We start from the raw sequence: 23016 nt of genomic DNA on the forward strand, positions 1-23016 counted from the left end.
GGTGTTCCACCCGTTACGGTTTGGAACAAATTCGACACGTGCAGATGCCCGACGGCGGTTAGCATCCCCGCATGAACTTCACTTTTTCGTCACCGGAGCACGGGACTTGCGTCGTCAAGCTGTGGGCGACGGGCCGCTATGGGTTTTCGCTGCCGAAGCGAGTCGACATCGCCGCACCGGACGGTCCCGCGTGTACGTTTCTCTACCTGAACAAGCAGCTCACCATGACGGAGCCGGACAACCGCACGATCGTCCGCATCGCCATCGGCGCGTTCCTCGGGGGCATGGCGGCGGATGGCGCCACCGTGGACATTGACCCGGACATGCCGGCGTATGGTGGCAAGCTGACGCCAGTGCGGCTCGACGTGCCGCGTGCGCCCATGCGGGTGCGGCCGGGGAAGTCGCACGCGCGGCTGCGGCCCGATGCCGCGTGCGGTTCGGGCTGACGTCCGGGCCACGCTGTCACGAAAAGGGTCCATCATCCGTCTAATGGATATGGATTCCCTCACCGTCACCCCGCTCGACCTCTTCGTCCGCCTGCGTCCGCGCCTGTTCGGCATCGCCTACCGCATGCTCGGCATCCGCGCCGATGCGGAGGACATCGTCCAGGAAGCGTGGCTGCGCTGGCAGAACGGCGGCAGCGACGGCGCGCACACGCCGGAAGCGTGGCTCGTCACCGTCGTCACGCGACTGTCGATCGACCGGCTGCGCGGGGCGCAGGCGGAACGCGAACGCTACGTCGGGCCTTGGCTGCCCGAACCCCTCGTCGACGATACGGTCGACTCGCCCGAAAGCGCGCTGGAAGCGGCCGGCGACATCTCGACCGCGTTCCTGCTGATGCTGGAACGGCTGGCGCCGGAAGAGCGTGCCGTCTTCCTGCTGCACCAAGTGTTCGACTTCGACCATGCCGAGGTCGCCGCGATGGTCGGCAAGACGGAAGGGGCGTGCCGCAAGGTGCTGCAGCGGGCGCGCGAGCGCGTGCGCGCGGAGCGGCCCCGGTTCGCCGTCAACCGCGAATTGCACCTGGAATTGCTGGGCCGCTTCGTGCAGGCATCGCGCTCCGGCGATCCCGCCCGGGTGCAGGCGCTGCTGGCGACCGACGCAACGTACACGGGCGACGGCGGCGGCAAGGTAAAGACGACCGTCAAATGCGTGTTCGGCGCCGATCGCGTGGGCCGCCTCGTGGCCGGCATCGAGCGCAAGTGGTCGGGCATCGACACCCGTCACGACGTCGTCATAGTCAATGGCACGCCGGGCCTGCTGACTTGGCGCAATGGCGTGCCGGACGCGATCACCTCGATCCACATTGAAGACGGCCGTATCGCCGCCATCTACGTCGTGCGCAATCCCGACAAGCTGGGCAGCGTGATGGGTAAAACTGTGTCCTGAACGTTAATTATTTGTCATTGCACAACATATTTTCCTGATAACACACAGATCAGGCGAGGAACGGCAAAAAAAACCGCCGTTTGTGCTTATGCATGGCGCAAAGAAAGGTATGCTGGAGCTTGGCGCAACGCCAATGTGTCTATCCATCCTGAAGGCGTAACAATGGCAGGCGAACTTCCGTTGTACAAGAATCATGTGTTGTTCTTGTCGCATAGATATTTCATCAAGGACAACCAGGATGAATTGTTGTTGCATGCTCATAAATACGATTTCGATATCCGCTTCTTCCACGAGCTGAGCGATTTCGTGCAGGCCGTCGAGCGCGATGCGGGCGACAGCCTGTTCCTGATCGAACTGGACGCGCTGTACAACATGCAGTCCGACTTGCTGGCCGCCCGCAAGACCTTGCTGCTGGGCGAGCTGCTGCAACGCCTGCCGTCGGGTCACCGCTACGTCTACCTGCAGAGCGAGCGCCAGGGCAGCCGGTTCCCCCTGCAGCAACGCCTCGTCGACAGCAATTGTCTTGCTTATGCGGAAAAGCCCATCGCCAACGATGTGCTCGTGGATAAGCTCTTTAACCTGTTCGTGCAGCAGAAGCGGAGCGACGTCGTGCGCGTCGCGATGTTGGGCACGCCGCCCGGCTGGGACGACGCCGCGCTGCGCGAGCAACGCGTGGAACTCGTCTACCACACCGACCCGCAGACGCTGCACCTGCGCGTGAAGGACTTGCGGCCCGACATCGTGCTGATCACGGACGAGGAATACGAGCGCACGCCGGCCGTCGTGCGCGTGCTGAAGCGCAATATCGAAGCGGATCCCGTGCGCGAGATCACGCTGCTGCAGCGCCGTGCCGACGCCGGTCAGGCCCGCCGGGCGCTGGACAGCGGTTTCGATGCGCTGCTGGCGATGGACGACCCCGACCTGCTGGCGCGTCAGCTGCTCAACCGCGCGGACAAGATCCGCGTCGCCCGCGACCTCATCGGCAAGGACCGCGCGACGGGCCTGCTGAACAAGATCGGCCTGCAGCACAAGGCGCAGGCCCTGATCTGCCGTGCCGCGCTGGAAGGCAAACCCCTGTGCCTCGGCGTGATCGACATCGACAAGTTCAAGACGATCAACGATACGTGGGGCCATTATTTTGGCGACATTGTCATCAAGCGGTTGTCGCTGACGCTCGCGCCGCGGATGGGAGACGGCGATCTGCTGAGCCGCTTCGGCGGCGAGGAATTCGTCGTCGTGTTCTGGGATTGCGCATTGGAGCAGGGCTGGCACCGGCTCGACGCGATGCGCCAGGCGTTCGGCGCGACGCCGTTCGAAGTCAAGCCGGGCGACGTGCGCCACTTCTCGTTCAGCGGCGGGCTCGCCGCCTATCCGTCCGGGCGCAGCGAAAACGAATTGTTCCTCGCGGCCGATGCCATGCTGTATGAGGCGAAGGAGGGCGGCCGCAATCAGATCCGTCCGTTCCCGCAGGTCGTCGCGTCGACAGCTTGATGCCGGGCGGCGCGCCGACGTGGACAATTGTGAAATAAACGGCGCGCTAACGCATCCGCCACGCAACACTCACGGTGCGCGCGTGTCGGATTTCCGCATGGGAATGATGCCGTAGCGTATCATACGCACTCCGAAATCCACGACGCAGGAGTCAAGACCTTATGGCAGGCCAAGAAGTCACGTTCGACGACGTTGCACGCGCAGCCCAGAGTTTGCAGGAAGATGGGGAACCGGTCACCATCGAGGCCGTGCAGGACTTCCTCGGCGAAGGCTCGCCGTCGGCAATCTTCAAGCACCTGGCCGCATGGCGTGCCACGCACGTGAAGCCGGCCGCGCCGCCCAAGGCCGAACTGCCGAAGGAATTGCTGGCCGGTCTGGCCGACTGGGCGCTGAAGTTCGCGGAACAGGCCGGCGCGGGCGACCGCGAGGCGCTGGCGCGCAACGAGGCCGACATCGAAGCGCTGAGCGCGTCCAGCGAAGCCCTCGAAGGCGAGCGCGACGCGCTGCGGGCGGAAGTGGCGAACGTCACGGCCGCGTCCGAAGAAGCGATCGCCGAGCGCGACGAAACGATCGAGCGCCTGAATGCGGAATTGAAGAATGCGCGCCAGGTCGCGATGGATGCCCTCGTCAGCAAGGCGAAGGATCAGCTGGCCATCGACGGCAAGGAACAGCAGTTGACGCAGCTGCGCCAGGAACTGGAACGCAAGATCGCGGACATGGCCGCCGAATCGGACGCACGCCTGCGCGCCGAGATGGAACTCGTGGGCGCCACGACGGCGCGCGACAGCCTGTCCGCGGAGCTGGACGATCTGCGCGCCAAGCTGGACAAATCGACGGCGGAACGCAGCAAGCTGCGGGCCGAGGTGAGCGAGCTCAAAGCCAAGAAATAACGCTCCGGCGTCTCATGCGCATGGTGGGCGCCCCGTGCCCACCAAACCCGGCCAGCGGCTATTGCAGATTCACGGACTGACGGACGGCGTGCGCTTCAGGCAACGCAACGTGAACGTCGACCGCGTGCGCGTCACCCCCGGCAGCTTGTACAGCTTCTGCCGCAGGAATTTTTCATAGCCTTCCGTCCCCGATACGGCCACCTTGATCAGGTAGTCGTATTCCCCCGACAGCAGATACGCCTCCATCACTTCCGGCAGGTCGGCCAGCGCGTCCGAGAATGCCTTGAAGATCTCGTCGTCGTGGCGGTCGACCGTCACCTCGATGATCACGGTGTCCGGCATCCCCAGCGCGCGCTGGTCCAGCATCGCAATATAACCCGTGATATAGCCCGCGTCTTCGAGCGTCTTGACGCGGTGCCAGCATGGCGTCGGCGACAAGTGCACCGTCTCGGCCAGTTTCTGGTTGCTGATGCGTCCGTCGCGGCTGAGCGTGCGCAGGATCTGGCGGTCAATCTCGTCCAGCTGGCCGTCTTTCATTGTAGTGCTTCCTTCGTGGTTTCCTGATAAGTCCGCAGATTCTATCGCGTTTTAGGCTGATCCGTAGATGGTCCTTCTGATTTTGGCTTAGTTTCTGCGGCGGAACAGAAGCACATTCTACGCCCGCTCCCGTAAGATGCTCGTCGCTTATCCAGTTTTTTGCGGCGCACCATTCCCGACGGGGGCGTGCGGGCGCCGGCCGCTTTTCGTTCAGGAGTCGTCGTGTCGAATGCAGTGTCGCGGGCGGGCGCCGGTTATCGGAGTGATCCCTTCGCAGCCGAGCTCCCGCTCATGTTGATCACCCCCGTGTTGTTCGCGGCCAATCTCGTCGTCGCCCGCTGGACGCAGGGCGCGGGCATCCCGCCCGTGTTCCTCGCGTTCGGCCGCTGGCTGCTCGCGTTCCTCGTGCTGCTGCCGTCGTGCGGACCCCGCATGTGGGCGCTGCGCCATACGCTGCGCGCGAACTGGCAGCGCATCCTGCTGCTGGCGGGGCTGGGCATGGGCTTGTCCGTTGCACCGCAATATATCGGCGCGTGCCATACGAGCGCGGCCAACGTCGGGATCATCCTGGCGGCCTGCCCGGCGCTCGTCACGATGATCGAGACGCTCGTGTGGAAGGCACCGCTGTCGCGCCGCCAGGCGGGCGGGATGTTCCTCGCGATTCTCGGCGTGCTCGTCGTGCTGTCGAAGGGCGACGTGACGGCCCTGGGCCAGCTGGAATTCGGCCGCGGTGACCTGTGGGTCGTGCTGGCCGCGTGCGGCTGGTCGCTCTACACGGTCTTCAACAAGCGTCTGCCGCTGCCGCCGCTGCCGGCCACCGTCAAGCTGGCCACACTGATCGGCGGCGGGGCGCTCGTGCTGGCGCCGTTCGCCGCCATCGAAGCGGCCAGCGGCAACGTGCCCGATTTCGCCGACGGCCGCCTGTACGCGGCGCTCGCGTTCCTCGCCATCGTGCCGAGCCTCGGCGCCTACTTCTTCTTCGACCGCCTCGTCGCGGCGGCCGGTCCCGCGCGCGCGAGCCTGACCGTGTACCTGATCCCGCTGTTCGCCACCCTGGCCGCGTGGCCGCTGCTGAAGGAGCCGCCGCACGTGTACCACGCCGCGGGCTTCGCGGTCATCCTGGCCGGCGTTGCCGTCGCCAGCATGCGGCGGCGCTGATCGTCAATACGCCGTCTGCGTGTACGGCCGCGCAGACGGCGCCTTGCCCCATTCCTTGTTCGGCGTGGCCTGCATGCGGAACACGAGTTCGCCGCCGGCCATGATCTCCTCGTGTCCGAGCATGCTGCGTGCGAGCGGGCGGCCGTTCAAGGTGACGCTGCCGACGTACGGATTCGCGTCGGACAAGCCTTCGGTGCGCACCGTGAAGCGTTTCCCGTTCGGCAGGTTCAGCGTGGCGCGCTCGACGAACGGGCGCCCGATCACGTACTCGTTGCTGGCCGGCGCCACGGGATAAAAGCCGAACGCGGTGAATGCGAGCCACGCGGACATTTGCCCCAGGTCGTCGTTGCCCGCGAGGCCGTCCGGCGCGTCGCGGTACTGGCTCGCGACGATCTGCGCGAGGCGCGCCTGCGTCTTCCACGGCGCCCCCGCATAGTTGTACAGATAGGCCACGTGGTGCGACGGCTCGTTGCCGTGCGCGTAGTGGCCGATGAGGCCCGAGATGTCCTCCATGTGGGCGTACACGGTGGGATCGACCTTCGCGTCGAACACCTGGTCGATCTTCGCGATCAGGCCAGCGTCGCCGCCCAGCATGTTGACGAGGCCCGCGTTATCGTGCGGCATATACCAGGAATACTGCCAAGCGCTACCTTCCGTGTAGTCGCTGCCGAAGTTCGAGCGCACCGGATCGAAGGGTTCGCGGAACGTGCCGTCCGATTTCTTCGCGCGCACGAAGCCCGTTTGCGGGTCGAACACGTTGCGCCAGTTCTGCGCGCGCTTGAAATAACGGTCCGCGACGTCGCGCCGGCCCATCTTCGCGGCCATGCGCGCGATGGTCCAGTCGTCGAATGCGTATTCCACCGTCTTCGACGCCGCTTCCGGCTCCAGGTCGATCGGCACATAGCCGAGTTTCATGTAGTACTGCAGCCCGCCATACGGCCCGTACTCCGCGCTGGCCGTCATCGCGCGCAGCGCCTCGTCCGCGTCGAAGCCTTTCAAGCCCTTCATGTACGCGTCGGCGATGACGGGCACGGCGTGGTAGCCGATCATGCACCACGTCTCCTGGCCGGCGAACTGCCACACGGGCAGAATGCCGTACGGGCTGGCCTTCTGCGACTCGATCAGCGAGCGCACGAAGTCGACGTTGCGCCGCTCCGGCTGGATCAACGTGAGCAGCGGATGCAGCGCGCGGTACGTGTCCCACAGCGAGAACGTGGAGTGGAAGCGGAAGCCGCGCGCCTCGTGCACCTGGTTGTCCGGACCGCGGTAGCGGCCGTCCGTGTCCATGAAGAGGCTCGGCGCGAGCAGCGCGTGGTACAGGCTCGTGTAAACGATGCGCGTCATCGGCGCGGGCGCGTCGACGTCGAGGGCGGCCAACGCGTTCTCCCACGCGTCGTGCGCGCGGTGGCGCTCCAGGTCGAAGTCCCAGCCGGGCATCTCGTCGAGGTTGGCCAGTGCACCGTCTTCGCTGACGGGGGACAGCGCGACCTTCACGAGGACCGTGCCGTCCGCTGGCCGGCCGAAGTCGAACGTGCCTTCGAGCGCCTTGCCTTCGACGAGGATCTTCTCGGCCGGCGTCCTGCCCGGCGCCGCGAAGCCTTTGTACTCGACGCCTTCCTCGCGGTTCATCAGCTGGTGGGTGACGATCGGGCGCGAGAAGCGGATCGCGAAATACAGCTGGCGTCCCGGCGCCCAGCCGCGCGTCTCGCGCATGCCGGTGACGGTGTCGTTGCCGCGCAGGCGCAGGCGCGACCACAGGTTCTTGCCGGACCAGTCGTAGATGCTCGAGCGCAGGTCGAGGATCACGTTCGCGTCCGCCCCCGGCTTGAAGCGGTAGCGATGCAGGCCCACGCGCTCGCTGGCCGTCAGTTCGACGTCGACGTCGTTGTCCTGCAGCCGCACGGCATAGTAGCCGGGTTCCGCATGCTCGTCCTTGTGCGAGAAGCGCGAGCGGTAGCCGCTGAACGGGCGCTGCGGATAGCCCGGCTCCAGCTTCACGTCGCCGCTCGTCGGCATCAGGAGGACGTCGCCCAGGTCGGAGTGGCCCGCGCCGGAGAAATGCGTGTGCGAGAAGCCGAGGATGGAATCGTCCTCGTAGCGGTAGCCGGCCGCCCACGGATAGCTCTGGCGGAAGTGGCGCACCTGCGTGTCGGGGCTGAGTTGCACCATGCCGAACGGGCGCGTCGCGCCGGGGAAGGTGTGGCCGTCGCCGCCTGTGCCGATGAACACGTCGACGGCATCCGTGCGGCTGGCCGCGTGGGCGTGGGGACCCGCGCACAGCGCGGCGAGGACGAAGGGTAATACAGAGTTGCGGGTCGAACGAGGACGCATGCTGTCTCCAGTCGGTTGGCGGGGGATGGCCCCGCGCTCGTGTGGGCGCGCCGGATCGTCGGCGTTGCGCTGTCGAACCAGGACCATAGCGCGGATCGTGCGGGACGGGCAACCGCGACGCGGTGTGTTGCGTGACGTTGCGGCATAATGCGGCGTCGCTTACTACATGGAGACGCGATGACCGACCTGTCCCGCCGCGCGATCCTGCTTGCACTGCCTGCCTTCGCGCCCGCGCGTACCGCGCGCGCGGACGCGCCCGACGCCGCCACGCGCGTCGCGGACGCCGCGGCCTTCGTCGCACGTACGCTGGCCGGTGCCTGATGCGGATCGGACCGATGGCGCACGACGATCTCGCCGGCGTGCTGGACGTGCAGGCCGCATGTTATCCGCCCGCGATGCAGGAACCGGCGCACGTCGTGCTGGCGCGGCTCGCGGCAAGTCCCGGCACCGTATTCGTCGCGCGCGATGACGATGGCGTGTGCGCCTACCTGTTCGCGTATCCGTCGCGCCTCGGCAAGGTCACGCCGTTGGGCGGCGCTTTCGCGGTGCCCGCGGAACCGGACACGCTGTACTTACACGACCTGGCCGTTGCGCCGCGTGCGGCCGGGCAGGGCGTGGCTCGCAAGCTCGTCGCGCGGCTGCACGACGATGCGGCCGGACGCGGCCTGCGCCACGCAGCGCTGGTGTCCGTACAGGATTCCCTCGCATTCTGGGAAAGTCTCGGCTACGTGCCGGCGGCGGGTGACGATGCTGTGCTTTCCACGTATCCCGGTGCCGCCCACTACATGACGAAACGGTTGTAACGACGCCGCGTGCCGGTCCAGATGGACCATGTCGGAAAACAAGCCGGAAAAATCAGAATATTCTTAGTGTGCCCGTAGCACGAAAAGATCCGTGTCGTTTGATATCTCGCAACGTAGCAACGTTGTGTTCGGTTAGCCTAGTTGACGGAATACATATCGAAAGCGAGAAATGAGCGCTGTACAAGTCGAACGTGGACACGGTGGCCGTTGATGGGGGCGCGCATCTTATTGATCCAGGGCCATCCGGACTGCCATCGGCCGCACCTGTGCCACGCGCTGGCGCACGCCTATGTCGAGGGAGCGCGGGATGCGGGGCACGAGGTCGATGTCGTCGAGCCCGCGCGGATGAGTTTTCCCCTGTTGACCAGCCCGTCCGAATGGTGGCACGGTTCGCCGCCGCCGCAGCTGGCAGCCGTGCAGGAGGCGATCCAGCATGCCGACCACCTCGTATTCGTCTATCCCCTCTGGATGGGCGATATGCCTGCGCTGATGCGGGGCTTCCTCGAACATGTCACGCGCCCCGGCGTGTTCATGGACGATCCGCACCGGCCGTTCGGCGCCGGCCTGCTGGGCGGACGCAGTGCGCGCCTCGTCGTCAGCATGGAGATGCCGGCCGTCGTCTACCGCTGGGGCTATGGCGGCTACGGCGTCAAGATGATGCGGCGCCAGATCCTCGGCCGGGCGGGCATCCGCCCCGTGCGCACGACCTTGATCGGACGGGCGCACGCGCTGTCGGCGGAACGTGTCGCCACGTGGGGCGACCACCTGCGCAGGCTGGGCGCGTCGGCCGTCTGACCGGTCGCCAACCGTGCGCGCCTTGACGCTCGCGGCGGATCTCGGCACAGTGCCGGCAAGGCGGCGCCTTTCGCGGCCGCCCCTCCGAGCCACTTTCCGATCGCCCGATGCCCGCTGCTTTCCAGGTTCCGCCGTCGCCTCCTGCCATCTCCACACCGGCCCCTGCGGCCACCACGATCACCTTCGATGACGCCTACGCGCGGGCGCGCGCGCTGGCCAACGGCGGCCACCCTGACGAGGCGGTCGCGGCCTACGATGTGCTGCTCGCACGATCACCCGGCAACGCCGACGTGCTGCTCGGACGCGGCATCGTCCTTGCGCGGCTCGAGCGCTGGCCGGAGGCCGAACGCGACTTGCGCGCCGCCGCGACGGCCGCGCCCACGTACGCGGACGCGTGGTCGGCGCTCGGCGACATGTATCTATGGAGCGGCCGCCCGGCGCAGGCCGTCGAGGCCTACGGGCGCCTGATCGCGCTGCGCCCAGGCGATCCGGCACCATACCTGGCCCGCGGCCGTGCACTGCGGACGCTGGGCCGCGACGCCGATGCGCGGGCCGACCTGGATCGGGCACGCGCGCTCGGTGCGACCGGCGATGCGGCCGATGCGCTGGCCACGGCGCTGCAACCGCGCGCCGGCAATCTGGACGCGGCGCTCGCACACGGCTACACGTGGGCCGCAGGCTTGTCGGCCGCCTGGACGGACCCGGGCCGGGGACCGCGCTGGAACGACGAGACGGTCAGCGTGCGCCACTACACGAACGCGGGCTCGCTCGCGTTCGAGACGCTGCGCGCGCATCGCTTCGGCCAGCACGACGTCGCATGGGCGCTCGATGGCTATGTGGGCCTGTGGTCCGGCGCGTACGCGAACGTGCGCTACCAGCGCGCCGCGGCGGCCCGGCTGTTTCCCGCCAACGGGGGGCGCGTGGAGCTGTATCAGTCGCTCGGCAACGGCTGGGAAGCGTCCGTCAGCGACGACGTGCTCGGGTTTGCGGGGCGCGTCAACATCTACGGCGCAAGCATCGCGAAGTACACGGGCGATTGGTATGTGCAGCTGCGCCACCAGAACATCGTGTCCGCGGGGTCGCACGGCACGGGCGAGCGCCTGCTGGCCCGCTGGTTCTATGCCGGCGACGCCGACACCTATCTCGAAGCGACGCTGAACAGCGGCCGCAGCGACGATCCGCTGAGCCTCGTGGGCGGCCAGAGCCGCTCCGGCGGCGGGACGGTCACGTGGGTGCGTTACTGGACGCCGGCGTGGGGCACCCGCGTGGGCGCGAGCCTCGCGCGGACGGGCGGGGCGGCCGACCAGCGTGCATTGACCGTCGCGCTGTACCGGCGCTGGTAAAGCTGCCCTACGACGCCGGATGCGCCGCCCGCATGACGAGTACGGGCACGCGCGACTCGGCCAGCACCTGCTGCGTCACGCTGCCGGCCAGCAGCCGCGACAACCCGCGCCGGCCGTGCGAGCCCATGAAAACGAGGTCGCACTTGCGGTCTTCGGCGGTGGCGATGATCGCTTCGGCCGGCGAATAATCGAGCAGGGCGATCGGCGTGCAGCGCACACCCGCGGCGGCGGCGGCCGTGGCGACGCGCTGCGCGTGCTCGTTGGCTGCCGCGAGCAGCTCGGCCTCGTCGAGGCCGGGGTCGATGGTCATCGCCGCTTCCGCCGACGCGGCGGGCAGGCGCGGCTGGCCGACGGCGAGCACGACGACCTCGCTGCCGAGCGCCCGCGCAAACGCGATGGCGGCCCGCTCGGCGGCGGCGGACACGTCGGAGCCGTCCGTGGGGACGAGGATGCGATCATACATGGCGGTTCTCCTGGCCGGTGCGATGCCCCAGCATGACGAATCCGCGCCACAAATTGTTTGATCTATATCAAACCGTGCGGAAGCTGCCCTCCGCGACGACGCGGCCGCCGCCGCCCACGGCAAAACTGCCTGCCGCGAGGTCGGCGCCCAGCACCAGCTCGCTGCCGAGCGGCACGGGCGCGCGGAACCGCCCCTCCAGCGCGAGGATGCGGCGGCCGCACGCCTGTTCCAGCTCGGCGCAGGCGCGCGCCAACGTATGCATGCCGTGGATGATCGGCCGCTTCATGCCCATCAGGCGCGCCGACCATGTCCACAAGTGGATCGGGTTCCAGTCGCCCGAGATGCGGGCATAGGCGCGGCCCATGCTGCGCGGGATGCGCCAGCCCGTCAGCACGGGCAGCGCTTTCGCGTCCTGGCGCGCGCGGCCCTGGCGCCGCTGGCCGCGCACGACGAGGTACGTACTGCGACAGGTGAAGATGACCGTATCCTGCTGGCGGGCCACCGTGTCCAGTTCGGCGACGACGGCGCCGTTCTCGGCCGGCGGGCGGATGGTGACGGTCGTGGCCAGCACGAGCGGCACGTCGCGCAGCGGTTCCGCCAGCGCGCGCAGCGCGTTTTCCGTGTGCACGGTGCCGGGCAGGCGGAACGGGAAGGCATCGTCCAGCATCGTCGCCACGTGCGCGCGCTGCGCAAGCAGGTAGTAGTAGGTGAGGGGGATGCCGTCGTCGCGGAAGCCCAGCGCCTGGCGGTAGCGGCGCAGCTGGTGCGGGTCGATGCGGTCGAGGATGTAGGTGGTGCGCGGCGTGGGCACGCCGTTCAGGCGGCGCGGGTGCTTGAACAGGGCGCGCAGCAGGGTGGCAGCGCCCAGTCGGGGAAGCGGTGACGGTGAGTCGGCGTTCATCGGAGCCTGGCAAACGGAAAACCCCATTGTGCCTGAAACTTTACGTTGCACTGCAATACTTGTTAAATCCGCTCATCCGCGCTACCCTAATGTTTTGGAATAAAGAATCATGTTTTTAGATGAGGATGGAATGAAGAAGGGCGTTTTGTTGGTGTCGGCACTGGCCGCAGCGGGCCTGGCCACGGCCCAGGAAGTCGTGAAGATCGGCCACGCTGCCGCCATCACGGGTCCGGTGGCCCATTTTGGCAAGGACAGCGAAAACGGCGCCCGCATGGCCGTCGACGCGCTGAACGCGCGCGGCGCGACCATCGGCGGCAAGAAGGTCAAGTGGGTCCTCGTGCCGGAAGACGACGGCGGCGACCCGAAGGCGGCGACGGCGGCCGCGCAGAAGCTGGCGGACGCGAAGGTCAACGCCGTGATCGGCCACGAGACGTCGGGCACGACGATCCCGGCCGCGAAGATCTATTACGACGCGGGTATCCCGCAGATCTCGCCGTCGGCCACGAACCCGAAATACACGCAGCTTGGCTACAACACGGCATTCCGCGTGGTCGCGAACGACGTGCAGCTCGGCCGCGCTCTGGGCCGCTACGCCGTCAAGACGATGGGCGCGAAGCGCATCGCCGTCATCGACGACCGCACGGCGTACGGCCAGGGCCTCGTGACGGAATTCTCGAAGAGCCTGGGCCAGCAGGGCGTGACGCCCGTCGCGCGCGAATTCACGAACGACAAGGCGACGGATTTCGCGGCGATCCTGACCAAGATCCGCGCCAGCAATCCGGACCTCGTCTTTTTCGGCGGCATGAACGCCGTCGCGGGCCCGATGCTGCGCCAGATGAAGCAGCTGGGAATCAACGCGCGCATGATGGGCGGCGACGGCATCTGCTCGGATGCGATGCAGCCGCTGTCGGGCAATACGATGGCCGATGGCCAGGTCGTGTGCGCGGAAGCGGGCGGCGTCGAGGACAAGGGCAAGGCCGGCATGGAGAAGTTCCGCGCCGACTACAAGAAGCGCTACGGCATCGACGTGCAGATCATCGCGCCGTATTCATACGACGCCGTGCTGGCGATCGCGTCCGCGATGGACAAGGCCGGTTCCAGCGCACCGGCAAAATACCTGCCTGAGCTGGCGAAGGTACGCTATCCCGGCGTCACCGGCACCATCGCGTTCGACGCCCACGGCGACATCCGCGACGGCGTCCTCACGCTGTACACGTTCAAGGGCGGCCACCGCACGCCGATCGGCGTCACGAAGTAGGGCGCGGCCCCGGCCGGCGATCAGGCCGCGGGCCGGTCGTCGCGGCGCGCGGGCGCATGGGCGTGCGGCTGCGCCAGCATCAATTCGTCGAGCATGCGGCGCGCGGCCTGCAGCACCTGTTCCGACACGGCCGGGTTGCCCTTCGCGGCGCCGCGCGCAACGGCGAGGCTGCCGATCAGGGTGGCCACGACGACCATCGCCCGCGCCAGCGCATCGCTGTCCGGCTCGTTGTGCTCGATCTGGCGCTCGAACGCGCGCACCATCACCATATAGCCTTCGGCGAAGCGGGCGCTGATCGCCGTGTCCTGGCGTCCGATTTCGCTGGCCGACGCGGCCATCGGGCAGCGGTCGCCGTAGTCGTCGCGGCTGTCGAACGCCAGGTAGCGGTCGAGGAAGCGGTCCAGGTCGGGCATGCCGTCGGACGTCGCCGAATACATGCGCGAATTGGACTGGTCGAGACCATACGACAGGGCCTCCAGCGCCAGTTCTTCCTTCGAACGGAAATGGGCGTACAGGGCGCCGTGCGTCAGGCCGGCTTCCTTGCTGATCTCCGCGACACCGACGCCGTCGATGCCGCGTTCGCGGAACAATTTGCTGGCCGCCCGGATCAATGCGGCGCGGTTGTCGGCGGCCTTCTCTTTGCTGATTCTCATGCTGTGCTTGTTGGGCCAGGCGCGCGCAGCCTGGCGGGGTCGTGGCGGTTCCGTATGATGAAATTATGGATTGTGCATGCGAGTATAACGCCAGGCGGCGTGCGCACGGGTCACGAATTTATTGACAAAGCTGCACTCGCGTCGCTGGGAGCGGGAACCCACCTGTTCGGTGCGGCGGCGGCGATGTAACATTGTGTTCGCCACGGTTCGACGCGTGGCCGCGGCCGGTCAGCCTTCGGTCGCCGCGTCGAGCCAGGCCTCGAGCGCGTCCAGCGGCATCGGCCGCGCCAGCAGGTAGCCCTGCACCTCGTCGCAGTCGGCGGCACGGAGGAACTCGAGCACGTCGGCCGTTTCCACGCCTTCCGCGACGACGGACAGGCGCAGCGCGTGCGCCATGTCGACGAACGCCTTGACGAAGTCGAATGCGCTGATCCGGCCGTCGTCCTGCAGGACGAACGAGCGGTCGAGCTTCAGGATGTCGATCGGGAGGCGGCGCAGGTAGGCGAGGCCGGAATAGCCGGTGCCGAAGTCGTCGACGGCGAGCTTCACGCCCAGCACGCGCAGTTCGTCCAGCATGGCGGCCGTGCGTGCCATGTCTTCGATCAGCGCGCTTTCCGTCAATTCCAGTTCCAGGCAGGCGGCGGGCAAACCGGTACGCGCGAGCACGTCGCGCACCTCGTCGACGAAGCCGGCCTGCGCGAGCTGGCGCGCGGACACGTTCACCGACACGCGGATCGCGCGGCCCTGGCGGTCGATCAGGCGCCGCGTCTGGCGGCAGGCCTCTTCCAGCACCCAGCGGCCGATCGGCACGATCAGGCCCGTCTCTTCCGCGATGCCGATGAATTCGCCCGGCGAGACGCGTCCGAGGTCGGCGCTGTTCCAGCGGATCAGCGCTTCCAGCCCGACGACGCGCATGGTGCGCAGGTCGACGCGCGGCTGGTAGTGCAGCTCGAATTCGCTGCGTGCCAGCGCGGGCCGCAGCGACATCTCCAGCGCCATGCGGGCCTGCGCGGCCAAGGTCATCGCCGGTTCGAAGAAGCGGTAGCGGTTGCGGCCCGCGCGCTTGGCGCCATACATTGCCGTGTCGGCCGTCTGGAACAGGAGCTCGCGCGTGGAGGCGTCGTGCGGGTACATGCTGATGCCGATCGATCCGCCCGCATTCACGTCCTGTCCGCCCACGCGCACGGGCAGGCCCAGCGCGTCGAGCAGCTTCTGTGCGATGGCGCCGGCATCCGCGGGACCCGCGCACTCGGCCGCCACGACGAATTCGTCGCCGCCGAGGCGGGCGATGACGTCGCCTGGGCGCATCACCTTGCGCAGGCGCGCCGCCACTTCGCACAGCAGTACGTCGCCAAGATCGTGGCCGAACGAATCGTTGACTTCCTTGAAGCGGTCGAGGTCGAGGAACATGACGGCCACGGTACGGCCCTGCGGGCAAGCGTCGAGCATGTGCTGGACGCGTTCGTGCAGCAACGCGCGGTTCGGGAGGCCCGTCAGCGTGTCGTGCGTGGCCAATTGCTGCAGCCGGGTTTCGGCTTGCTTGCGGCCCGTGATGTCGCTCATCAGTCCCGTGACGCTCGTCACGTTGCCTGCGCCATCGCGCCGCACGCTGCCGTTGAACAGCACGTGCACGTGGCCGCCCAGCGCATGGCGCAGGATCGCTTCCACGCCCTGCACGTGTCCTTGCGCGTCGTGCGCGGCGAGGCCGTGCCACGGGAAGGTGTCGAACAGGTCGTCGAGCGTGCGGCCGAGCAGGGCATCGCGCGCGTGGCCGGACAGGTTGCACAGCGCGGGATTCACGTCGAGCACGCGCCCGTCCGCGCCCGCGAGCACGTAGCCGGCCGGCGTCATCTCGATCACTTCGCGGAAGCGCTGCTCGCTCGCGCGCAGCTGGCGTTCCGCCTCCTCGCGTTCCGTCAGGTCGCGCACGATGGCCTGGAAGTATTCCTGGCCGCCGTCCTCGAAGCGCGACACGTGGACCTCCGCGGGAAAGCTGCTGCCGTCCTTGCGCCGCTTGGTCATGCGCAGCAGGTGCGTGTGGCCGGCGCGCAGGCTGGCCAGCATGCCCGGTGTGTACGCGTGATGGCCGTCGATGCGGGTGACCGGCAGGCCGACGAATTCGGCTTCCGTGTAACCGAAGCTGCTGCACGCGCGGCCGTTGGCGGCCGCGATGCGCAGGTCGCGGTCGGCGATGACGATGCTGTCGCCCGCTTGCTGGAACAGGCTGCGGAAGCGCTTTTCGCTCTTGTGGACGGCGTCGAGCGCAGCGCGTTTCGCCGTGATGTCGTGGAAGTACACGGACAGGCCGTCCGCGGTCGGATAGCAGCGTACCTCGAGCCATGTGCCCGACGGTTCCCAGAACGCTTCGAAGAAGCCGGGTTCGCCGTCGGCCAACGATTGCCGGTAGTGCTCGATGATGGGCGTGCCTTCGAGTTCCGGCGATACGTCGAGCAGGTGGCGGCCCAGGCTCGGGCCGATGTCCACGCCGATGAACGCGGCGGCCTTGCGGTTCGCGTAGATGATGCGCCAGTCGCGGTCGATCGCGAAGAATGCGTCGCCGATGCTCTCCAACATGGCGTTCAAGCGTTCGCGTGACAGTTTCAGTTCTTCGCGCGCCGCACGGTGCGCCGTGACGTCGCGCGCGCTCGCGTACACGAGGCCCGCCCGTTCCGACCAGCGCGCCGACAGCGACAGGTAGACCGGTTGCCCGTCCTTGCGCCGCCAGCGCAGTTCGCGTTCGCGGCAGGCATGCCCTTTCAACACCTCGGCGCCCAGCGCAGCCAGATCCGCGCGCTCGTCGGGGTGCAGCAGGTCCGTGACTGGGCGTCCGGCCAGTTCGGCCGGTGTGTAGCCGAGGATGTCGCCGGCGGCCGCGTTGACGCGGACGATGCGGCCGGAGGCGTCCAGCACGGCCATCAGTTCGAAAGCGAGGTCGATATGCGCGATGTAGTCAGCGGCGGAGGCGGGCAGGGCCGGCGCGTTCATCATGGGGTTCCAGGGTCGCTTGGGAGGGCCGGAGGCGGCGCGACGGCGCGCCGGATGCGGACGCGCTTGGAAGCGCGAGCCGAGGCATTATATCATTCTGTGCGGCAACTATTTCAGACGATGAGGCGTGGATGCCACAATCGTGCGGATGCCGGCCCGTCACCTCCGCGGCGGGCCGGCGGTCAGGCAGCGCTGCTGTCAGCGCTGCAGGTTGTCGTCGGAATCGAGGTCGTCCTGATCGAGCTGGCTCCGGCTGGACCGGCTGCCCTGGCCACCGCTCTGCAGGTTGCCCCGTTGGCTGTCGCTCTGCTGGCTCTGCTGGTTCCGCTGGCTCTGCTGATTGCCGCCCTGGCGCATGCGGGAATTGTCCCCCGGACCGCTGCCCAGGTCCGATTGCGACTGGTTGCCCTGGCCGAGGCTGCCGCTCTGCTGGCTGCCCTGGTCGCTGCGCTGCGCGTTGTCGCCCGGCCCGCTGGCCAGGTCGGAATTCTGCTGGTCGCCCAGATCGTAATTGCTGCCTTTCGAGCCTTTGCCCTTGTTTTCGCGGTTGGTCGGCATAGTCGTCTCCTTGATCGGTACGTGAAACCTCATGGTAGGCCGACTGGCAGGAGCGACAATCGGAGCAGGCGTCAAAGGGCTGTAGGACGTGTCGGACAGGGCTGGGCCTTGGTCGGAAATGCAACGCGGGTTGGGAACGATTGCATGTCAACACATTGACAAAATGTCCAATCCATGGCGGAATCCATGGTCGGCACGCGCGGCGGCCAGCATTTACGAAAACAACAATGAGCAGAAGCAGTACTGGGAAGGTAAGGGGCACGGGGCGGACCACGCTGGAAGAGGTGGCGGCACACGCGGGCGTATCGACGATGACGGCGTCGCGCGCGCTGAGCCAGCCGCAACTCGTGTCCGACGCGACGCGGACCAAGGTGGAGCAGGCTGTCGTGGAACTGGGCTATGTGCCGAACCGTGCCGCGCGTGCGCTCGCGTCCGCGCAGTCGCGCGTGATCGTGGCCCTCGTGCCGTCGCTGTCGAACGTCGTGTTCACGGCGGTGCTGGACGGTATCCATGATGCGATCGAACATGGGCAGTATCAACTCCTCATCGGCAACACGCGTTATTCCGATGCCGAAGAAGAAAAGCTGCTGCGCACCTATCTGCAGTCGAACCCGGACGGCATCCTGCTGTCCGGCCTGACGCACAGCGAGCAGGTCGAGCGCATGCTGGCCGGGTCGCGCATGCCGGTCGTGTCGATGATGGACCTGGCCGAGGACCCCACCGAGCTGTCCGTCGGCTTTTCGCAGCACGACGCCGGCCACGCGATCACGCGCCACCTGCTCGAACGTGGGTACCGGCGCATCGCGTTCGTGGGCGCCCAGCTCGACGAGCGCACGTTGCGCCGCGCCGACGGCTACCGCCAGGCCATGCAGGCGGCGGGCCTCGCCGACCCGCGCCTGGAAATCATGGTGCCGGACCCGTCCACGATCGCGCTCGGCGCCGAGCTGATGCGCCAGGCGCTGGAGACGCTGCCCGATTGCGACGCCGTGTTCTTCTGCAACGACGACCTGGCCCACGGCGCCATCTATTACTGCCAGCGCCACGACATCCGCGTCCCGCAGGACGTGGCCATCGCCGGCTTCAATGACTTGCCGGCGTCGGCGTGGATGGTGCCGTCGCTGACGACCATCGACACGCCGCGCTACCGTATCGGCTACGAGGCCGCCTCGCTGCTGCTGGACGTGATCGGCGGACGCGAGCCGCGCGAACGCCGCATCGACCTGGGTTTTACCTTGCGCGAGCGGGAAAGCACCTGACCGGCCGTTCCTCCGAGCCGCGCTGTCGCCAAATAATCATCGCATTGCGCTTTACATTTTTCGTGGAAACGTTACACTGTGGGTATTGCTTGTTAGCGCTACCAATGTGCGGCGCTGCGGCGGTGTGGGATGCGCGGGGGGCTGCGCATTCTTCGATCAAATCTCCTCTTCAGGACCGGCTGCGATACGCTCCCGGTCCTATTTTTTTGTCCGCAATATCCGTTGAGAATGGGAAAAAGCTGGGTTACAGTTGCTCTTTCACTTATTTTGTTCAGTGGATGGGCGGATGTTCGAGTTTTTACTTCCTGGGGTCATCATTGGTGCAGCGGGCTTTGGTGCGATTTTTCTGTTCACCAGACGAGGCAGCCGGGCGCGCGCCTGGGTAACTGCGACGCCGGATCGGATTGCGGGGACGGGGATCGCGATTCTCATCCTGTTATGGACAGGCGTGGCGACGTATAACGAGGCGACTCGTGTCGATTTCCCGGCGGGTAAGTCGGCCAGGTAGAGCTGTCGATATCGGTGAGATTTGGACTTTTTTCAGCCGAAAGCCGGGCATCATGAAAATGCGTATGAAAAGCGCATTTTCGACATGCCCGGCCAATCAGAAAACAGGTCTGGCGAACTTAACTCTTCTTGCGCTTACCGAAAAACATGCCCGTCAGACCCAAGCCAAGAAGCCCAAGGGACGCAGGCTCGGGTACTGAAGTGGTAACCGCTTCGATACGGACATTGTCCAAACCGACGTCATATCCAGCAGCATTGAGACCGAATGAGCTGAATTGGATGAGTGCCGAGGCGCCCGACGCCGTAAAATCATATGTCTTTTCGACCCAGTTATCCCAGAACGTGGCGCTGATGGCCGGCGCCGTAAACAATGTCGCCGGGCCCCCATCAACCGAAAGATTCAGTTGGTCGTTATTGATGTACTCAGAAGCCATGATGAACTTGATACGGTACGTCGTACCGGCTGAAAGGCCGCCAACGGTCTGTTCGAGCGTCCGTCCCAGTTCGTAGCCCGCAAGCCACATCCAGTGGGTACCGTCCATCCCGGATCCGTAAGTCGTTCCAAACGCGTTATAGCCATACCCATCGGTTGTAGCGGTACCACTCCAGCCGGTCAGGTCGCCAGTTTCGAAGCTACCGTTGGTGATGCTCGGCGTGGCGTTTGCTGCGAGAGGCATCAGGACAAGTGTAAGGATTGAAGCAATTCTCTTTAGCGTTGCCATACGATTCTCCTTTTAATCATTTTTGATATGCACCGTGCGTTGAATTGCACTTGTCTCTTGTTTGCAGCTGACCAGCGCTGCCCTGGACCGCTTTTCATAGGCCCCTAAGGCGGTCTGATTGACTCAGAAACCAGATCCATCTGACACCCCCGGTTTTGCAAGCAGCCGGAATTAATGCAGCAAAGTTTATGCCATGGGAAAATATTTTTGTAGAATCAAATACATATAGGGCGCTACGCATAACGCATTTACGGCATGTAAATATTTTCGACGTACAATCGGTTATTCAGAATACTCTACCGCATTTACATTTTTTGATAAGAAAGATAACTTTCTCCGTGAGATGCCAATGCATAAAGCGGGCTGGGCACCGATGGAGCGCGCCGCGGTGAGGTCGACGCCGGGGCCGGTCCTGCCCGTGCCCGCGAACGTCAACCCTCGGCGCACCGCGCACCACGGCAACGTGTTCATCCGTTTCGACATCCCGCCGCCACAGCCGGGCGCCAAGTACCGGCTCGGTCTGGGCGCGATCGCGATCGGTGCCGTGTCGACGCCGCTGCCCGTCTTCGATTCGTGCACAAGGCCGGCGAGGACCGGCCTGGACTACGTCCGCTGCTGATCAAGGTACCGTGACCTCGAGCCGATACGTTCGCCCGGCCTCGATGTCCGTCACACGCGCCTCCGCCAGCGGCCGCCCATCGCACACGACCGTCGTCCGTTCGACCGCGCCGCGCGAGATGCCGACATCGAACGTCGCACCGCGGAACATGCGCCGCACGCGCATGCCGGACCAGTGCGACGGCAGCTGCGGATCCACGACGAGCCCCGCCGCATCGCCCTTCAGGCCGCACAATCCTTCGACGATCGCGCGGTAGACCCACGACACGGTGCCCGTGTTGAACAACTGGCTGGAACGCCCGGCCGTGCGCGGGTACTCCTTCAACGCGCCGCGATAGTAGTTCGGGATGAAGACGGGCAGCTGCCCGCGCCGCAGGTAGTCGTCCGCGCCGGGGCCCGGAATCATCTTGCGCAGCGCATCCCACGCGCGGTCGGCCTCGGCGATCGTGTACAGGCTGTAGATGTAGAACACGGAGGCGTGGTTGTACACGGCTCCGTTCTCCGCCGATCCGGGGTGCTTTTGCGTGACGCGGCCCACGTCCTCGCGCATGGCGCTGTACGGCGGGGCGAACATCTGGACGCCGTACGGCGTGTCGAGTTGCGCGTCGATTTCCGTGAGCATCGTCGCGCGCTGGCTCGCGTTCGGGGCGCCGCTGAGGAACGCCCAGCTTTGCGGGTTCAGGTAGATGCGGCCCTCCGCGTCGCGGCTGACGCCGAAGACGACGTCATCGTCCGTGATGCCGCGCGCGTACCACGCGCCATCCCACAAGTGCAGGTTGGCGGCCATGTTCATGTCGAGGACCCCGGCGCGGAAGTGCTCCGCGCGCCGCTCGTCGCCGCGCGCAGCGCATACGCCGGCCCACAGGCGCAGCGCGTACGCCGCGGCCACGGTCAGCCATCCGGACACGCCGCGTCCTTTGTAGCCGACCATGTTCATCGGGTCGCACCAGTCGCCCTGTTCGATGTACGACAGGCCGCGGTGGTCGCGCTTGTACAGCAGCCAGTCCATCGCCAGCCCGATGCGTTCGTAGGCCGTCAGCACCGTGCCGTCCGTGCCCGCCACGGGTTCGTCGAGGATCGCCGCGTCGCCCGTCTCGTCGAGGTAGGCCTGCAGGCAGACGGGCAGCCACACGCAATGGTCCGTGTGCGGCACCTGGTTGATGTATTTGAGTTCCGCGCCTTCGAACAGCAGGATCCCGTCCGGCATCGCGCCGTTCGCTTCCTGCTGCGACAGCGCGTGCAGGAAGGCGGCGCGCGCGACGGCCGGCTTGATGAACGCCATCCCCATATTGTCCTGCAGGTAGTTGCGGGTCTGCGGGTCGGTGCTGAGGCGGTTCACGTCGCCGTGGTAGAACACCTGGCGCGCGAGCCAGTGGTTCACGAAGTTGTCGAATTCCGCGTCCGGCGTTTCGACCTGCACGCAGCCCGCGCCCTGGTCCGCGTATGCGGCGTACGCGCGTGCGGCGGCCGCGAAGCCGTCGGTGCTCAGGTAGCGGTCGCGCATGGCCGCGATCTCGGCATCGTCGCGCGCGGGGCCGAACAGGAAGCGGCGCGTCGCGCTGGCGTCCGGCGCGAGCGCGAGGCGGTATTGCACGGCGGCGACGGGCGTCTCGTAGCGGGCGTCGCCGCCCGCGAGTTGCGGCGCGCGCAGCGCGCTTGGCGCGTGCAGGCCGCCTTCGCCTTCGAACTGGCCCTGGTTCGCTTCCCACGCGTCGGGTGCCGTCTCGCACAGCAGGTACGTCGTGTCCTTGAAATCCTTGTTCTTGAAATAGTCCTGGAGCTTCTGATACGGCGTGATGCTCGACGCGACGATGCCGGTCAAGTCCGCGCGGTACTCGGCCGACTGGTTCATCCACGACATGTAGCCGATCGTGAAGTACGGGTAGACGCTGATGCGGCGCGGGCGGCCGCTGACGTTGGTGATGGCCAGCGTCCACATCTCGGCGACGTCGTCGACGGGCAGGGCGACGCGCAGGTCCACGCGGATGCCCAGCTTTTCCACGGTCCACGCGATGTCGTCGCGGCCGACGGAGAACGCGAACCGGTCCGGCGCCGCGCGCACGGGTTCGTGCGGGGCGGAGAAGATCTCGCCCGTGTCCTCGTCCTTCACGTAGAAGAAGCGGCCCGGATGGTGCGCGTAGTAGGCATGCTCCGGTTGCATGAAGGTCTTCGCCTCGAGGTTCGGCGCGTGCGAATACTTGGCCGGTTCCGGCTGCATGAACTGGGCGGTGGCGTAGCCGCGGCACGTCACCTGGATCATCATCCGGCGGTTCCACAGGAAGCCGCCGGCGTTCGGCATGGCGGTCGGGCTGGCGAGTTCGTAGCGGGCGCCGTTCTCGGTCGGTTGCAGCATCGTCT

At 66.6% G+C, this 23016-nt stretch carries 21 protein-coding genes; 12 read left to right on the top strand and 9 right to left on the bottom strand.

Features of this window, described 5'->3' with window-relative positions:
* Nucleotides 1–71 precede the first annotated feature (71 nt).
* The 4 genes from NX784_RS00520 to NX784_RS00535 all read left to right on the top strand — a co-directional run bounded on the left by NX784_RS00520 (nucleotide 72) and on the right by NX784_RS00535 (nucleotide 3770).
* Complete coding sequence (locus tag NX784_RS00520; protein ID WP_258814716.1) at nucleotides 72–446, top strand: hypothetical protein; 375 nt, start codon at nucleotides 72–74, stop codon at nucleotides 444–446.
* A gap of 43 nt (nucleotides 447–489) precedes the next feature.
* Nucleotides 490–1389: an RNA polymerase sigma factor SigJ gene (gene sigJ / locus NX784_RS00525; RefSeq protein WP_258814717.1), complete on the top strand. Its 900-nt coding sequence runs from the start codon at nucleotides 490–492 to the stop codon at nucleotides 1387–1389.
* A gap of 249 nt (nucleotides 1390–1638) precedes the next feature.
* The gene (locus NX784_RS00530; RefSeq protein ID WP_258814718.1) at nucleotides 1639–2880 is read left to right on the top strand and encodes a GGDEF domain-containing protein; all 1242 of its coding nucleotides are present in this window, start codon (nucleotides 1639–1641) and stop codon (nucleotides 2878–2880) included.
* A 161-nt stretch (nucleotides 2881–3041) separates the two neighbouring features.
* On the top strand, nucleotides 3042–3770 hold the full coding sequence (locus NX784_RS00535; protein ID WP_258814719.1) for a DNA-binding protein: 729 nt from the start codon (nucleotides 3042–3044) through the stop codon (nucleotides 3768–3770).
* Nucleotides 3771–3839: 69 nt separating this feature from the next.
* Here NX784_RS00535 and NX784_RS00540 read toward each other — a convergent pair whose 3' ends face one another.
* The gene (locus tag NX784_RS00540; RefSeq protein ID WP_166859308.1) at nucleotides 3840–4307 is read right to left on the bottom strand and encodes an Lrp/AsnC family transcriptional regulator; all 468 of its coding nucleotides are present in this window, start codon (nucleotides 4305–4307) and stop codon (nucleotides 3840–3842) included.
* A 291-nt stretch (nucleotides 4308–4598) separates the two neighbouring features.
* On the opposite strand from NX784_RS00540, the gene NX784_RS00545 reads away from it, so the two are divergent.
* Nucleotides 4599–5465: a DMT family transporter gene (locus NX784_RS00545; protein ID WP_258814720.1), complete on the top strand. Its 867-nt coding sequence runs from the start codon at nucleotides 4599–4601 to the stop codon at nucleotides 5463–5465.
* Nucleotides 5466–5468: 3 nt separating this feature from the next.
* Here the strand turns inward: NX784_RS00545 and NX784_RS00550 are convergent, their stop codons facing one another.
* Nucleotides 5469–7796, bottom strand: coding sequence for a GH92 family glycosyl hydrolase (locus NX784_RS00550; RefSeq protein ID WP_258814721.1), 2328 nt, complete (start codon nucleotides 7794–7796; stop codon nucleotides 5469–5471).
* Between the two features lie 177 nt (nucleotides 7797–7973).
* Here NX784_RS00550 and NX784_RS00555 point away from each other — a divergent pair, with 177 nt between their 5' ends.
* From NX784_RS00555 to NX784_RS00570, 4 genes are all read left to right on the top strand, one after another.
* Nucleotides 7974–8117, top strand: coding sequence for a hypothetical protein (locus NX784_RS00555; RefSeq protein WP_258814722.1), 144 nt, complete (start codon nucleotides 7974–7976; stop codon nucleotides 8115–8117).
* A gap of 14 nt (nucleotides 8118–8131) precedes the next feature.
* Entirely contained in the window at nucleotides 8132–8599 is a 468-nt protein-coding gene (locus NX784_RS00560; RefSeq protein WP_258814723.1) for a GNAT family N-acetyltransferase, read from the top strand.
* Nucleotides 8600–8809: 210 nt separating this feature from the next.
* Complete coding sequence (locus NX784_RS00565) at nucleotides 8810–9394, top strand: NAD(P)H-dependent oxidoreductase (RefSeq protein WP_258814724.1); 585 nt, start codon at nucleotides 8810–8812, stop codon at nucleotides 9392–9394.
* 107 nt (nucleotides 9395–9501) lie between these two features.
* On the top strand, nucleotides 9502–10737 hold the full coding sequence (locus tag NX784_RS00570) for a YaiO family outer membrane beta-barrel protein (RefSeq protein ID WP_258814725.1): 1236 nt from the start codon (nucleotides 9502–9504) through the stop codon (nucleotides 10735–10737).
* A 7-nt stretch (nucleotides 10738–10744) separates the two neighbouring features.
* Here NX784_RS00570 and NX784_RS00575 read toward each other — a convergent pair whose 3' ends face one another.
* The gene (locus tag NX784_RS00575) at nucleotides 10745–11200 is read right to left on the bottom strand and encodes a universal stress protein (RefSeq protein WP_258814726.1); all 456 of its coding nucleotides are present in this window, start codon (nucleotides 11198–11200) and stop codon (nucleotides 10745–10747) included.
* Nucleotides 11201–11267: 67 nt separating this feature from the next.
* On the bottom strand, nucleotides 11268–12101 hold the full coding sequence (locus NX784_RS00580) for a MaoC family dehydratase (protein WP_258814727.1): 834 nt from the start codon (nucleotides 12099–12101) through the stop codon (nucleotides 11268–11270).
* A gap of 130 nt (nucleotides 12102–12231) precedes the next feature.
* Between NX784_RS00580 and NX784_RS00585 the strand changes: the two genes are divergently transcribed.
* Nucleotides 12232–13359: a branched-chain amino acid ABC transporter substrate-binding protein gene (locus NX784_RS00585; protein ID WP_258814728.1), complete on the top strand. Its 1128-nt coding sequence runs from the start codon at nucleotides 12232–12234 to the stop codon at nucleotides 13357–13359.
* 20 nt (nucleotides 13360–13379) lie between these two features.
* Here the strand turns inward: NX784_RS00585 and NX784_RS00590 are convergent, their stop codons facing one another.
* The 3 genes from NX784_RS00590 to NX784_RS00600 all read right to left on the bottom strand — a co-directional run bounded on the left by NX784_RS00590 (nucleotide 13380) and on the right by NX784_RS00600 (nucleotide 17555).
* Entirely contained in the window at nucleotides 13380–14012 is a 633-nt protein-coding gene (locus tag NX784_RS00590) for a TetR/AcrR family transcriptional regulator (RefSeq protein ID WP_258814729.1), read from the bottom strand.
* A gap of 228 nt (nucleotides 14013–14240) precedes the next feature.
* Nucleotides 14241–17000: a bifunctional diguanylate cyclase/phosphodiesterase gene (locus tag NX784_RS00595; protein WP_258814730.1), complete on the bottom strand. Its 2760-nt coding sequence runs from the start codon at nucleotides 16998–17000 to the stop codon at nucleotides 14241–14243.
* Nucleotides 17001–17195: 195 nt separating this feature from the next.
* The gene (locus tag NX784_RS00600) at nucleotides 17196–17555 is read right to left on the bottom strand and encodes a hypothetical protein (protein WP_258814732.1); all 360 of its coding nucleotides are present in this window, start codon (nucleotides 17553–17555) and stop codon (nucleotides 17196–17198) included.
* A 227-nt stretch (nucleotides 17556–17782) separates the two neighbouring features.
* Between NX784_RS00600 and gntR the strand changes: the two genes are divergently transcribed.
* A complete protein-coding gene (gene gntR / locus NX784_RS00605; protein WP_258814735.1) occupies nucleotides 17783–18811 on the top strand; it encodes an HTH-type transcriptional regulator GntR in 1029 nt (342 codons plus the stop codon).
* 626 nt (nucleotides 18812–19437) lie between these two features.
* On the opposite strand, the gene NX784_RS00610 is transcribed toward gntR, so the two are convergent.
* Entirely contained in the window at nucleotides 19438–20040 is a 603-nt protein-coding gene (locus tag NX784_RS00610) for a PEP-CTERM sorting domain-containing protein (RefSeq protein WP_258814736.1), read from the bottom strand.
* Between the two features lie 349 nt (nucleotides 20041–20389).
* Between NX784_RS00610 and NX784_RS00615 the strand changes: the two genes are divergently transcribed.
* Nucleotides 20390–20659: a hypothetical protein gene (locus NX784_RS00615; RefSeq protein ID WP_258814737.1), complete on the top strand. Its 270-nt coding sequence runs from the start codon at nucleotides 20390–20392 to the stop codon at nucleotides 20657–20659.
* On the opposite strand, the gene NX784_RS00620 is transcribed toward NX784_RS00615, so the two are convergent.
* Nucleotides 20660–23011: a GH36-type glycosyl hydrolase domain-containing protein gene (locus tag NX784_RS00620; RefSeq protein ID WP_258814738.1), complete on the bottom strand. Its 2352-nt coding sequence runs from the start codon at nucleotides 23009–23011 to the stop codon at nucleotides 20660–20662.
* Between the last annotated feature and the right edge of the window lie 5 nt (nucleotides 23012–23016).

The sequence above is a fragment of the Massilia pinisoli genome (genome assembly GCF_024753285.1).
Taxonomy (GTDB): domain Bacteria; phylum Pseudomonadota; class Gammaproteobacteria; order Burkholderiales; family Burkholderiaceae_D; genus Telluria; species Telluria pinisoli.